Origin of the sequence: Candidatus Pelagibacter sp. HIMB1587, assembly GCF_052047775.1 — a bacterium.
Lineage (GTDB): Bacteria > Pseudomonadota > Alphaproteobacteria > Pelagibacterales > Pelagibacteraceae > Pelagibacter.
This window is the reverse complement of record NZ_JBNAJJ010000002.1, coordinates 315,809-330,031: the sequence shown is the minus strand read 5'-3', so window position 1 is coordinate 330,031 and position 14,223 is coordinate 315,809. Positions and strand designations below refer to the sequence as shown.

Here is a 14,223-nt window from a genome sequence, read left to right as displayed (position 1 = left end):
CTTATTTCATTGTTGGCATTACAAATTCTGCGTTTGTACGCACACCTGAAGGCCATCGTGATGTTACAGTTTTAAGTTTAGTATAAAATTTTATTCCTTCCATGCCATGCATGCCACTATCTCCAAATAATGATCTTTTCCAACCACCAAAACTATGAAAGGCCATAGGAACTGGAATTGGAACATTGATACCAACCATTCCTACTTGAATTTTACTAGCAAATGTTCTGCCTGCATCACCATCTCTAGTATAAATACTTACTCCGTTTCCGTATTCATGATCATTGATTAGTTTTGCAGCCTCTTCAAAAGTTTTAACTCTAACTACAGATAGAACTGGACCAAAAATTTCTTCTTTATAAATTCTCATGTCTTTATTAACGTGATCAAATAAACAACCACCTATATAAAATCCGTTTTCATAACCTTGGAGTTTTAAGTTTCTTCCATCGACAACTAATTTAGCACCTTCTTGAACTCCTAAATCAACATAACTTTTTACTTTTTCTAAATGTTCTTTTGTAACCAGAGGTCCCATCTCTGAAGTTTTATCCATACCAGGTCCTACTTTTAAGGCCTCTGCTTTTTTTGAAAGTCTTGAAACTAGTTCATCACCAATATCTCCAACAGCAACAGCAACAGATTGAGCCATACATCTCTCACCTGCAGATCCGTAAGCTGCACCCATCAATCCATTTACTGCACCATCCAAATCACAATCTGGCATGACTACTAAGTGATTTTTTGCACCTCCAAGTGCTTGTACTCTTTTTTCATTTTTAGCTGAATTTTCGTAGATATATTTTGCAATTGGAGTGGATCCGACAAAGCTTACAGCTTTAATATCTTTATTTTCTAAAATTGCATCAACAGCTTCTTTATCACCATTAACTACGTTAAATACTCCCTCAGGCAATCCAGCTTCACTAAGTAACTCTGCTAATCTAAGTGGACATGAAGGATCTTTTTCTGAAGGTTTTAATATAAATGTATTTCCACAAGCAATTGCTATTGGAAACATCCACATTGGTACCATTGCTGGAAAATTAAATGGAGTAATTCCAGCTACCACCCCCAGAGGTTGTCTCATTGACCAACTGTCAACATTTGTTCCAACATTTTCTGAATATTCACCTTTTAACAAATGAGGAATTCCACAAGCAAACTCAACTACCTCAAGCCCTCTTGTTAAAGATCCTCTAGCATCCTCAAAAACTTTTCCATGTTCTGATACTATTAGCTTTGTTAACTCATCAGAATTTTTTTCTATTAATTCCTTAAATTTAAATATTATCCTTGCTCTTTGTAAAGGAGGTTTTGCAGACCAAGTTTCAAATGCTTTTTTGGCTGCTTCTACAGCTTGATCTAAATCAGATTTACTTGCGAGTCTTACCTCGGACTCCTGTTCTCCAGTTGCAGGATTGAATACTTTTCCTTTTCTATCAGATGAACCTGGAATTATTTTTCCATTAACGAAGTGCTCTATTAATTTCATGAATACGGTCTTTTAAATCAAAAAAACTTAATAGTCTATTTAAACATTAGCCGTAGCTAACATTTTTTTAATTTCTGCAATTGCTTTTGCTGGATTTAGGCCTTTGGGACAAGCATTTGTACAATTTAAAATAGCATGACATCTGTAAAGTTTTAATTCATCAGCAACTTTTTTTAATCTTGCTTTTCTTTCTTCATCTCTACTATCAACGATCCATCTGTAAGCTTGTAGAAGGACTGCTGGACCTAAATATTTATCTCCATTCCACCAATAACTTGGGCAAGATGTTGAACAACATGCACACATAATACATTCATAAGCGCCATCAAGTTTTGCTCTATCTTCTTGAGATTGATAAATTTCTTTTGTTTCTACTTTTGAATTATTTTTTAACCAAGGTTCAATAGATTGATACTGTTTATACAAACCATCTAAATCACCAATTAAATCTCTTTTAACTTTCAAGTGCGGCAGTGGATATATGTCTATATCTCCATCAATTTCCGAATGTGGAGTTGTGCACGCTAAACCATTTTTGCCACCTATGTTCATAGCACAAGAACCACAAACTCCATGAGCACAAGATCTTCTATAAGCTAATGTTGGGTCAATTTCGTTTTTAATTTTATTTAAAATATCTAAAACTTTTGAAGGACAATTATCCATATCAACTTCATAAGTATCAATTCTTGGATTTTCTTCAGTAGAAGGGTCCCATCTATAAACATTTACTCTTCTAAGATTTTTAGAGCCTGTTTTATCTTTAAAATATTTACCTTTTTTGACTTCAGAATTTTTTGGTAAATTCAATTGTACCATTAGTATACCCGCTCTTGTGGTGGGAAGTATTGAACTTCATTAGTCAAAGTTGACTTGTGGACTGGCCTATAACTAATTTTTGTATTTTTTCCATCACACCAAGCAAGAGTATGTTGCATAAATTTATCATCATCTCTTTTTGGATAATCATCTCTTGCATGAGCTCCTCTGCTTTCTTTTCTGTGATATGCAGATTCTACTGTTGTTACTGCTTGTCTAATTAAATTATCAAATTCTAAAGTTTCAACTAAATCAGTATTAAATACTAAAGATCTGTCTTTAACAGAAATGGAGTCCATTCCATCATAAGTTTTTCTAATATCATCAACACCTTCTTTTAAATTTTTTTCTGTTCTAAATACTGCACATTTAGATTGCATTGTTTTTTGCATTGAAAGTCTAAGTTCTGCAGTACTATTATTTCCATCTGCATTTCTTAACTTATCAAATCTATCTAAACATTTTTGTGTCTCTGACTCAGGTAGCTCTTCATGAGGAGTTCCGGGTTTAACTAATTCTGCTGCTCTTTTTGCTGCTGCTCTTCCGAATACTACTAAATCAATTAATGAATTAGAGCCAAGTCTATTCGCACCATGAACAGATACACATGCTGCTTCTCCTATAGCCATCAGACCTGGAACAGTTTTTTCTGAACCATTAACAGTTAAAACTTCTGCTTTGTAATTTGTTGGAATGCCACCCATATTATAATGAACTGTTGGGACAACAGGTATAGGCTCTTTAGTTACATCTACATTTGCAAATAATCTTGCAGCATCAGTAATTCCTGGAAGTCTACTTTCAATAATATCTTTATCTAAATGACTTAAGTTTAAATGAACATGATCTTGATCTTTTCCAACTCCTCTTCCTTCATTTATTTCAATAGACATTGATCTACTAACAACATCTCTTGATGCTAAATCTTTTGCATTTGGAGCATATCTTTCCATAAATCTTTCGCCCTTAGAGTTAGTTAGATAACCACCCTCACCTCTAGCACCTTCTGTTATTAACGTACCATGACCATAAATTCCTGTTGGATGAAATTGAACAAACTCCATGTCTTGAAGAGGCAATCCAGCTCTTAATACCATTGCATTTCCATCTCCAGTACAAGTATGCGCAGATGTAGCTGAATAATAGACTTTCCCATATCCACCTGTAGCTATAATTACAGTGTGTGCTCTAAATCTATGGATTGTTCCATCATTTAAATTCCATGCAATTAATCCCTTGCACGCTCCATCTTTCATTAAAAGATCTAATGCAAAATATTCTATAAAAAACTCAGTGTTATGTTTTAAGGCTTGTCCATAAAGCGTGTGAAGAATTGCATGACCAGTTCTATCCGCAGCAGCACATGTTCTTTGTACAATTCCATTTCCATAATTTTTTGTCATTCCACCAAAAGGTCTTTGATATATTTTTCCCTCTTCAGTTCTGCTAAATGGAACTCCATATTTTTCTAATTCTAAAACAGCTTTTGGAGCTTCTTTACATAAATACTCAATACTATCTTGATCACCTAACCAATCTGCACCTTTAACCGTATCATACATGTGCCATCTCCAGTCATCTTCTCCCATGTTACCAAGTGCAGCTGAAATACCTCCTTGTGCAGCAGATGTGTGGCTTCTAGTTGGAAATACTTTTGAAATACAGGCTGTTTTCAATCCAGCTTCGCTTAATCCAACAGCGGCTCTCAAGCCAGATCCACCAGCTCCTAGAACAACTACATCATATTCATGATCTATAATATTATAAGCGCTCATTATTTTAGATTAAGTAAAATTATTATTGTTAATAATGGAATGATTATAGCAGAAATATAGAGAAGTCTGTTTGCGACATATTTGGTTTTTTCATTAGAAATATAGTCCTCAAAAACCTCACTAATACTTAGGGCAGAAAAAAAATAAGCAAAAATTAAAAACATACTAAATAAAAACTTATTTGTTTTGTTTGAAAAAAAACTAACTACTTCAGAATAATCTCCATCATAAACTGATATGAAATTAATTATAAACCAAAACATTAAAGGGACTAAAATTATTGATGATAATTTTAAAAACACCCATTTTTTTGTAGCTAAATTCATATTAAAAAAAGTTTTTTCCAATTAAGTAAAATAAAATAGTTAAAATCAATGAACCAAAGATCACTATCAAACCTGTTAGACGTGTAGTCTTCAGTTCATAACCATAACCCATATCCATTATTATATGTCGGATTTCACTAAGTATCTGAAAACTAAAAGACCACGTTAAACCTATTGCAACAAATTTTCCAAGAAATGAATTAAAAAAAAAGTTTATCAAATCATATTTTGGTTCTCCTAAAATTAGCCATGAAACCCAAACGCAAACTAAAGTTATTGCCAAGATATTTATTATTCCAGTTATTCTATGAGAAATAGATACTAGTGAGGATATGTGCCATCTATAAATTTGTATGTGAGGAGAAAGAGGTCTTTTACTTTCCATAAAGATTATTTTTTATTAATGTTTCTGCAATTTCAACTGCATTTAAAGCTGCACCTCTAAGTAAATTGTCTGAGACAATCCACATATTTAAGCAATTCTTTTTAGTCTTATCTTCTCTAATTCTTGAAATGAATGTCTCATCTTTTCCAGCCGCTTCAAGTGGTGTTGAATATCCACCATCTTGTCTCTCATCAATAACTTTACAGCCTTCCATTTTCTCAAGACATTCTTTAATTTGATCAATTGTAAATTCTTTTTCTAATTCTAAATTTACCGCTTCAGAATGAGAAACTAAAACTGGTACTCTTACACAAGTTGCTGATAATTCAATATTTTGATCTAGAATTTTTTTAGTCTCATTGGTCATTTTTAATTCCTCTTTTGTGTATCCGTCATCAGCAAATACATCAATATGTGGAATTAAATTAAATGAAATTTGTTTTGTAAAATTTTTTGATTCAATTGCTTTGTTTTCTAGTGCTAACTTAGTCTGTTCTACTAATTCATCCATTGGTGCTTTACCACCACCAGATACTGATTGATATGTAGCTACAACTACTCTTTTTATTTTAAATAAATCATGGATTGGTTTTAATGGTAAGACTAATTGTGCAGTTGAGCAATTAGGATTAGCAATAATATTTTTTTTTATATTTTTTAAGTCATCCGCATTTACTTGAGGAACAATTAAAGGAACATCAGGGTCCATTCTATAAAAACTAGAATTATCTATTACAATACTGTGACTTGCTGCTTTTGAGGCATAAGCTTCTGAAATTTTTCCACCCGCTGCAAAAAAAGTAATTTTTGCTTTTGAAAAATCAAAAGTTTCTAAATTTTCAACTTCTATGTCTTTACCTTTAAAATTAATTTTTGAACCAGCACTTCTTGCAGATGCAACAAAAAAAATTTCTGTAATAGGCAAATTTTTCCTCTCAAGTACTTCTAGTACTTTTCTTCCAACATTGCCTGTGGCTCCGACTATAGCTATATTCATGATGGGGTTGTTATACTAAATGAAAGGTAAATCGCAAACTTTTCCAGCGCAATTATGTCCATTTACAACAACTTTTACATTTTGCTCAGAATTCCAGTATCCTTTTTGCATCATAGCTATACCAATTACTTTTTTGAAGTGAGGTGAATAGCAAGCAGATCTTAATTCTCCAATTAAGTTGTTATTTTCGTCTGTCAAATCTAGAGAACCTGTTACACTGATTTCATTAATATCAATTTTTATACCCATCAATTTTTTGGTAATTCCGTCCTCTTTTATTTTTATTAATTTTTCCTTACCCAAAAACTTTGCATCACTATCTAAGTTAACATACTTGTCAAAACCACACTCAAACGGGTTATCATTGTTATCCATATCGTTTCCAAATGATAAAAGAGCACTTTCAATTCTCTCTATTAAATTAGGGCATCCAGGCTTAACATTAAATTCTTTACCAGCTTCAAATAAATGATCATATAACTTTTGACCAGACTCAGTATTTTGAACATAAATTTCATAGCCACCTTGCTTAGACCAACCTGATTGTGCAATTAAATGGTCAATTCCTTCAAAATTAAAATAATCAAATCCAAAAAATTTCAATTTAGTTATTTTTTCACCAAATACTTTTTCCATTAACTTAAATGATTTTGGACCTTGAACAGCCATGATGTCTACATTTGGTTCAAAGATTTTAACATCAAATTTATTTCCAATTGCTAATCCTTTTGCAAATAAAATTACATCAGAGTCTGCAATGGATATCCACCATTTCTCCTGACTTAATCTCAGCACTACAGGATCATTAATTAATCCACCCTGGTCATCTATAATAGGACAATAATAACATCTACCATCTTTAGATTTAGATAAATCTCTACAAGTCATTAATTGAACTAATTTAGCTGAGTCTTTTCCTGAAATTTCAACTTGCCTTTCTGCTGCAACATCCCAAATTTGAACATGTTCTTTTAAGTGATGATAAGAATCTTCTACGGATCCAAATGCTGCTGGAAGCAACATATGATTATAAATTGTATAAGCTGTTACACCTTGTTTTTCTATTCTTGATGTATATGGTGTACTTCTAAGTCTTCTAGATTTTGCTATTGAATAATTTTTCATTTATTTAAAAATTCTAAAACCTTGTCTCGCATTTCAAATGCTTTTTCAATCATAATCATATGCCCACATCCTTCTATTACATGAATAGTTGAATTTTTGATTAATTGAGAGAATTTTTTTCCAGATTCTAAATTAACCATTTTATCTAAAGAACCAAAAACAAACATTGATGGAACCTCGATGGATACAGCTGCAGTTGAGCCATTTTTGTAATTATTACAAGCTATAAGATCTACAGCAAGTATTTCACTAATATCTTTTGGAGATTGAATAATTCTTTCAACTGGATTTCCACCTATAAATTTTTTTGAGCCTTCATATCCCCACTTCATCATTAACTTTACTGCATCAGAATCTCCATTTTCCGCAAGTTCAATCAAATCAGGATGAACAGGCATTTTATTAGATCCACCTACAAAGATTATTTTTTTTAGTCTATCTTTGTATCTATGGGAATACTCAAGTATTTCTAAACATCCTTGTGAATGACCAACTAAAATTAAATTTTGAAGATCTAAGGCATCAAATACAAGTTCCAACCATTCTGCTATTTCCTCAATAGTTTTTAAACATGGTCCCTCAGAATTTCCATGTCCTGGTAAATCAATAGATAATACATTGAAATTATTATTTGAAAAAAATTGCTCACTTAATGACCAAACAATATGGGATAAGCCACTTCCATGAAGAAAAACAATGGTATCCTTGTTTTTATCTATACCTTTGCCATTGTCTGAAGCAAAAATACTTTTATTTTCGATTTCAAAATTCAATTATATACCTAAACTTTTTTTCTCAGTTCGAACTTCTGTATTTTTCCAGTTGATGTCTTAGGTAGTTCGCAAAAAACGACCTTTTTGGGAACTTTAAATCCAGCCAAAGTTTCTTTACAAAAATCAATTAATTCTTTTTCAGTAACAGGCTTATCTTGAACCATCTCGATGAAAGCACAAGGTACTTCTCCCCATTTTTCATCTGGTTTAGCAACTACTGCTGCTATTGAAACTGAAGGATGTTTAGATAAGGTATTTTCAATTTCTATTGATGAAATATTTTCTCCCCCTGAGATAATAATATCCTTAGATCTATCTTGAATTTTTACATATCCATCAGGAAACATAACTGCCAAGTCGCCACTATGAAACCATCCATCTTTCATTGCTTTATCGGTAGCTTCTTTGTCTTTAAAGTAACCTTTCATTACTACGTTTCCTCTAATCATGATCTCACCGATGGTTTTTCCATCTTTAGGAACTTCTTTCATCGTTTCTGGATCTAAAACTGTTACTCCTTCTGTATTAGGATACCTTACTCCTTGTCTTGCTTTAATCTCATTTTGTTTATCTTCATCTAAATCATTCCATCCATCATTCCACGCACATTGTGTAACATGACCATATGTTTCTGTAAGACCGTAAACATGCATAACTTCAAATCCAAGAGATTTCATTTTTTTAAAAATAATACTTGGCGGAGGTGCTCCAGCAGTTAAGACATAAACTTTATGCTTTAATTTTTTTCTATCACTTTCGGGAGCTCCGGTTATCATATTTAAAACTATTGGTGCTCCTCCAAAATGAGTAATGTCATATTTATCAATAAGCTCAAAAATTTTCTTAACATCAATATTTCTTAAGCAAATTGTTCTTCCATTTAACATTGGAACTGTCCATGGATAGCACCAGCCATTACAATGAAACATAGGCACAACTGTTAAAAAGTTTAAACGATTAGGCATGTTCCAGGCAACAGTACTTCCCGTAGACATTAAATACGCACCTCTATGGTGGTAAACAACACCTTTAGGATTGCCAGTTGTACCTGAAGTATAACTTAAAGATATTGCCTGCCATTCATCATCAGGCATTTTCCAATCAAAATTCTCATCTCCAGTATTTAAAAAACTTTCGTATTCTAAATCTCCAATTTTTTCCAATTTCGATTGATCAGCATGTTTGTCGTTAATATCTATAACAGTGATTTTTTTATTTAAATTTTTTAAAGCTTTTTTTACTTCTACATGTAATTGTCTATCTACAACCAATACCTTCGCATCACTGTGATTTAAAATATAATTAATTGTATTAGCATCTAATCTTATATTAATTGTGTTTAAAACAGCTCCTGTCATTGGAACTGAGTAGTGTGCCTCAAAAATTTCAGGAGTATTAAAAGCTAAAAAAGATACTGTATCTCCTTTTTGAATACCAATTTTAGAAAGTGCACTGGCAAATTTTACTGCTCTTTTATAAACTTCATCCCAAGTATAGCTTCTATCCTCATAAACTATAGCCTCATAATCAGGATAAATATCTTTAGCTCTTTGTAAAAATGTTAGAGGTGTTAATGGAACATAATTTGCATTATTTCTATCCAGATTAATATCGTAATGATTCATTATTAATTAAATTTAAATTTCATTATATTTGAGCTACCTGAAACTGCAGATTTATAATGATATTCTGCTCTTGGTAACACTTTTTCAAAGTAGAATGTAGCTGTATTAATTTTGTCTGAATAAAACTCTTTATTTTCTTCATAATCTTTAAAACTAATTTCTAAGATTTTTATCCATGAAAAAGCAATTGAAACATAACCAAGTGTTTTTAAATAGTCATTTGCAGCTGCAGACACATCATCTTTTTCGATTTTACTTTTATCTACAATCCAACCAGTGAACTTTGACAAAATATCAAGATAATATGTAAGATTTTTTGTAAAAGATTTTACCTTTTCATGTTTGTTTTCACATTCAGATTTTATCATTTCTAAATATTTAGAAATTACATCTCCATTTCTGTTTATTAATTTTCTAAATACTAAATCAGCGGCTTGAACTGAATTGGTTCCTTCATATATCGGTGTTATTCTATTATCTCTATATAACTGTTCAATACCTTGGTCTTTAGTGTAACCGTACCCTCCATGAATCTGCATAGCATCGCTCGTAATCTCCATGGCTAAATCGGTAAATAAAGATTTAACTACAGGTGTCATCAAAGAAACATAATCAGAAGCTTCCTGTTTAATTTTTTCATCTGGATGATGAAGACTAACTTCAGTTTGTTGAGACAACCAAAAGCATAAAGCTCTTTCTCCCTCAATTATTGATTTCATGTTTAATAAAGTTCTTCTTATGTCTGCATGATCAATAATAAAATTTGCACCATTTGTAGATTTAGAATTATTAGTTTTTCCTTGTTTTCTCTCTTTTGCATAAGCAAGTGAATTTTGGTAAGCAATTTCTGAAATACCCAATCCCTGAATACCGACTACAATTCTCTCAAGATTCATCATGGTAAACATTGCATTTAAACCTTTGTCCTTAGGACCAATCATGTATCCTGTTGCATCATCAAAGTTTAAGACACAAGTTGCCGAACCTTTAATTCCCATTTTTGTTTCAATAGATCCTGTTGAAATACCATTTCTTTGTCCAACCGATCCATCTTGATTTACTAAAAACTTGGGTACTAAAAATAAACTTATTCCTTTTGTTCCAGGAGGAGAGTCGGTAGATCTTGCTAGGACTAAATGGACAATATTTTCTGTTAAGTCATGATCACCTGATGTGATAAAAATTTTTTGGCCAGTTATTTTATAAGTTCCATCAGATTGACTAACTGCTTTTGTTTTAAGTAAACCTAAATCGGTACCACAAACAGGTTCTGTTAAGCACATCGTGCCACTCCATTTACCTTCTACAATTTTAGGTAAATATTTATCTTTTATTTCATCAGTAGCGTGATGATTAATACAATTGTATGCTCCAATACTTAATTCGCTATAAAGTTTAAAAGATAAACTAGCTGAAGACAGCATTTCGTCAAAAAAAGCACTAACTGTTTTTGGCATTCCTTGACCACCATATTTTGGATCGCATGATAATGAAGTCCATCCATCCTCAATATATTTCTGATAAGCTTCTTTGTATCCTGGTGGTGTTCTAACTACACCATTTTCTAAAATTGCCGGATTTTCATCGCCAGCTTTAGCAAGTGGTAAAATTAAATTTTGATTAATTTTAGCTGCTTCTTCTAAAATATCTTTAACCAAATCTGAGCTAACTTCATTATATCTTTCAAGATCATTATAATTTTTATTATCTCTTAATTTTTCATAGAGAAACATCATATCTTTAACAGGTGCAGAATAACTTGGCATTTGAAAAGCTTAGAATACTTAGAGGTTTATTGCAATTTTGAAATTATCGCGTCGCCCATTTGCGAAGTAGATACTTCTTTCATACCCTCAGAAAGGATATCTTTCGTTCTTAGACCATCATTTAACACAGCTTGTACTGCATTTTCTAAAGCATCAGCTTCATTATCAAGATCTAAAGAATATCTTAAAGCCATTGCAAAACTTAATACTGTTGCTATTGGATTTGCTAGCCCTTTTCCTGCAATATCAGGAGCTGAACCATGTATGGGTTCATACATTGCTCTCATTTCACCATCTTTATTTTTTGCACCTAAAGATGCAGAAGGTAATAATCCTAAAGATCCTGTTAACATTGAAGCTTGATCTGAAAGCATATCACCAAATAAATTATCAGTAACAATTACGTCAAATTGTTTTGGATTTCTAAGTAATTGCATTGCACAGTTATCTGCAAGCATATGGCTTAGCTCAACATCTTTGTATTCTTTTTCATGAAGTTCCTGAATTTCTTCTTTCCATAGTTGTCCAGCTTCCATTACATTAGATTTCTCACAAGAGGTAACTTTGTTTGATCTTTTTCTAGCAAGATCAAAAGCAACTCTTGCAACTCTAGTAATTTCACTAGTAGTATAAGTATGAGTGTTTATTCCTTTTCTTTCACCATTTTCTATTGGTTTAATACCTCTTGGTTCACCAAAATAAATTCCACCTGTTAATTCTCTTACAATCATTATATCTAAACCAGAAACCACCTCTGGTTTAAGTGTTGATGCGCCAACTAATTGTTCAAAACATATTGCAGGTCTCAAATTTGCAAATAATTTTAATTCTTTTCTTAATTTTAATAAAGCTCTCTCAGGTTTTTTTGAAAACTCAATATTATCCCACTTGGGACCTCCCACTGCACCAAGCATAACAACTTCACTCTCTAAAGCTTTATAAAAAACTTCATCTGTTATTGGTGTACCGTGTTTATCGTAAGAACATCCACCAGCAAGATCTTCATCTATTTCAAAGTCTAAGGATTTTTTATCATTGAACCAGTTAATTATTTTTTTAACTTCTCCAATTACTTCAGGTCCAATACCATCTCCTGGTAATAATAGAATTTTTCTTTTTTTAACTTTAATCATTAAAAATCCAAGGTTTTTTATCTTTTAATTGATTTTCAAAATTTTCAATTTTGTCAGATTTTTTTAAAGAAAGAGCAATGTCATCTAATCCTTCTAGCAAACATTTTTTCTTAAATGGATCTATTTCAAATTTAATTTCATTGTTTCCATAAATAATTTTTTGATCATTTAAGTCTACAGAAATTTCCTCTTTTCTATTTGCGTATTCAGAAAGTTCTTTTATTTTTTCTTCTTCGAGAATTATTGGTAAAATTCCATTTTTAAAACAATTACTATAAAAAATATCAGCATAACTTGAACTAATCACACAAGTAATTCCAAAATCTAACAATGCCCATGGAGCATGCTCTCTTGATGAACCACATCCAAAATTGTTTCCTGCAATTAAAATTTTTGAGTTATTAAATGGTTCCTGATTTAATACAAAATCATTAATTTCTTTTCCATTATCGTCATATCTCATTTCAAAAAACAAATTTTTTCCAAGTCCAGTTCTTTTTATTGTTTTTAAAAATTGCTTAGGAATAATCATATCTGTATCGATATTTACGATTGGTAAATAAGCTGGAATACTTTTTAATGTATTAAATTTTTGCATTTAATTTTGATACTTTCTTACATCATCTAAATTACCAGAGATTGCAGCTGCAGCTGCCATCCCAGGGCTTACTAGATGCGTTCTGCCGCCTCTTCCCTGTCTTCCTTCAAAGTTTCTGTTTGAAGTAGATGCGCATCTTTCCTCTGGTTTTAATTTATCTGCATTCATTGCTAAACACATAGAACAGCCTGGCTCTCTCCATTCAAATCCTGAATTTACAAATATTTTATCTAAACCTTCTTGCTCAGCTTGTTCTTTAACTAATCCTGACCCGGGAACTACAATAGCATTTACATGGGATGATATTTTTTTGTCCTTTAAGATTTTGGCAGCTTCCCTTAAATCTTCAATTCTTCCATTTGTACAGCTTCCAATAAATACTTTATCTATCTTGATATCAGTTGCGGCCATATCAGGTGTTAATCCCATATATTTTAGTGCTCTTTCAATTGAGTTCTTTTTATCCTCATCTTTTTCATTTTGAGGATTAGGTACTTTTCCATCAATTGTAATTACGTCTTGAGGTGATGTCCCCCAAGTAATCATTGGTAAAATCTCATTTGCATTAAGATTTATTTCTTTGTCAAAACTTGCATCAGCATCTGTTTTTAAACTGTTCCAATATACCAATGCGTTTTCCCAATTTTCTCCTTTTGGAGACATGGGTTTACCTTTTAAATATTCAAATATTTTTTCATCTGGAGCAATTAATCCAGCTCTTGCACCACCCTCAATAGTCATATTGCAAATGGTCATTCTCTGTTCAACACTTAAAGATGTTATTAAATCTCCAGCATATTCAACTACACAACCTGTTCCGCCTGCTGTACCAATCTTGCCAATGATTTGAAGAATTACATCTTTGGATGTTACTCCTAATGGAAGTGTTCCATTAACATTAATTCTAAAATTTTTTGCTTTCTTTTGGACGAGTGTTTGTGTCGCTAAAACATGTTCAACTTCAGATGTTCCAATACCAAAAGCTAATGATCCAAAAGCACCATGAGTTGCAGTATGACTATCTCCACATACAATAACTGTTCCTGGTTGAGTAAAACCTTGTTCTGGTCCAATAATATGAACAATTCCTTGTCGTTTATCATCCATACCAAAAAGCTGTACACCAAATTCCTTACAATTTGATTCTAATGTATCAACTTGTATTTTTGATTCCTGATCTGATATCCCTTTAGTTCTATCTGTCGTTGGAACATTATGATCAGCAACAGCTAAAGTTAAATTAGGATGACGAACTTTTCTATTTGAATTTCTTAAACCTTCAAAAGCTTGTGGACTAGTAACTTCATGAATTAAATGTCTATCGACAAACAATAAAGCTGTTCCGTCTTCTTGCTGATCTACTAAATGATCATTCCAAATTTTATCGTAAAGAGTAGTGGACATTG

13 protein-coding genes are annotated in these 14,223 nt (G+C 32.0%); all 13 read right to left on the bottom strand.

The genetic code is table 11. From position 1 onward, the window contains the following. Window position 1 precedes the first annotated feature (1 nt). The 13 genes from ACTTBE_RS06265 to leuC are packed head-to-tail and all read right to left on the bottom strand — an operon-like array spanning window position 2 to window position 14,221. On the bottom strand, window positions 2-1,495 hold the full coding sequence (locus tag ACTTBE_RS06265; protein ID WP_440677617.1) for a CoA-acylating methylmalonate-semialdehyde dehydrogenase: 1,494 nt from the start codon (window positions 1,493-1,495) through the stop codon (window positions 2-4). Window positions 1,496-1,534: 39 nt separating this feature from the next. Continuing rightward, window positions 1,535-2,314, bottom strand: coding sequence for a succinate dehydrogenase iron-sulfur subunit (locus ACTTBE_RS06260; protein WP_440677616.1), 780 nt, complete (start codon window positions 2,312-2,314; stop codon window positions 1,535-1,537). Continuing rightward, window positions 2,314-4,089, bottom strand: coding sequence for a succinate dehydrogenase flavoprotein subunit (gene sdhA / locus ACTTBE_RS06255; protein ID WP_440613691.1), 1,776 nt, complete (start codon window positions 4,087-4,089; stop codon window positions 2,314-2,316). Before sdhA ends, ACTTBE_RS06260 begins: the two co-directional genes overlap by 1 nt. Continuing rightward, window positions 4,089-4,415, bottom strand: a complete 327-nt coding sequence (sdhD, locus tag ACTTBE_RS06250; RefSeq protein ID WP_440677615.1) for a succinate dehydrogenase, hydrophobic membrane anchor protein — start codon at window positions 4,413-4,415, stop codon at window positions 4,089-4,091. Before sdhD ends, sdhA begins: the two co-directional genes overlap by 1 nt. Before the next feature lies 1 nt (window position 4,416). Next, window positions 4,417-4,800, bottom strand: coding sequence for a succinate dehydrogenase, cytochrome b556 subunit (gene sdhC, locus ACTTBE_RS06245; protein ID WP_440677614.1), 384 nt, complete (start codon window positions 4,798-4,800; stop codon window positions 4,417-4,419). Then, window positions 4,790-5,797, bottom strand: coding sequence for an aspartate-semialdehyde dehydrogenase (locus tag ACTTBE_RS06240; protein ID WP_440677613.1), 1,008 nt, complete (start codon window positions 5,795-5,797; stop codon window positions 4,790-4,792). The genes sdhC and ACTTBE_RS06240 overlap by 11 nt, the downstream gene beginning before the upstream one ends. 15 nt (window positions 5,798-5,812) lie before the next feature. Beyond that, window positions 5,813-6,922 carry a dimethylsulfoniopropionate demethylase gene (locus tag ACTTBE_RS06235; protein WP_440677612.1) on the bottom strand — a complete coding sequence of 370 codons (1,110 nt, stop codon included), beginning with the start codon at window positions 6,920-6,922 and terminating at the stop codon, window positions 5,813-5,815. Then, window positions 6,919-7,695 carry an alpha/beta fold hydrolase gene (locus ACTTBE_RS06230; RefSeq protein ID WP_440677611.1) on the bottom strand — a complete coding sequence of 259 codons (777 nt, stop codon included), beginning with the start codon at window positions 7,693-7,695 and terminating at the stop codon, window positions 6,919-6,921. Before ACTTBE_RS06230 ends, ACTTBE_RS06235 begins: the two co-directional genes overlap by 4 nt. Before the next feature lie 8 nt (window positions 7,696-7,703). After that, entirely contained in the window at window positions 7,704-9,320 is a 1,617-nt protein-coding gene (locus ACTTBE_RS06225; protein WP_440677610.1) for an acyl-CoA synthetase, read from the bottom strand. Between the two features lie 2 nt (window positions 9,321-9,322). Further along, window positions 9,323-11,086, bottom strand: coding sequence for an acyl-CoA dehydrogenase family protein (locus ACTTBE_RS06220; protein WP_440677609.1), 1,764 nt, complete (start codon window positions 11,084-11,086; stop codon window positions 9,323-9,325). 26 nt (window positions 11,087-11,112) lie between these two features. Then, the gene (gene leuB, locus ACTTBE_RS06215) at window positions 11,113-12,219 is read right to left on the bottom strand and encodes a 3-isopropylmalate dehydrogenase (protein WP_440677608.1); all 1,107 of its coding nucleotides are present in this window, start codon (window positions 12,217-12,219) and stop codon (window positions 11,113-11,115) included. Next, entirely contained in the window at window positions 12,212-12,817 is a 606-nt protein-coding gene (leuD, locus tag ACTTBE_RS06210; protein WP_440613682.1) for a 3-isopropylmalate dehydratase small subunit, read from the bottom strand. The genes leuB and leuD overlap by 8 nt, the downstream gene beginning before the upstream one ends. Continuing rightward, on the bottom strand, window positions 12,818-14,221 hold the full coding sequence (gene leuC / locus ACTTBE_RS06205; RefSeq protein WP_440677607.1) for a 3-isopropylmalate dehydratase large subunit: 1,404 nt from the start codon (window positions 14,219-14,221) through the stop codon (window positions 12,818-12,820). It lies immediately after the preceding gene. Between the last annotated feature and the right edge of the window lie 2 nt (window positions 14,222-14,223).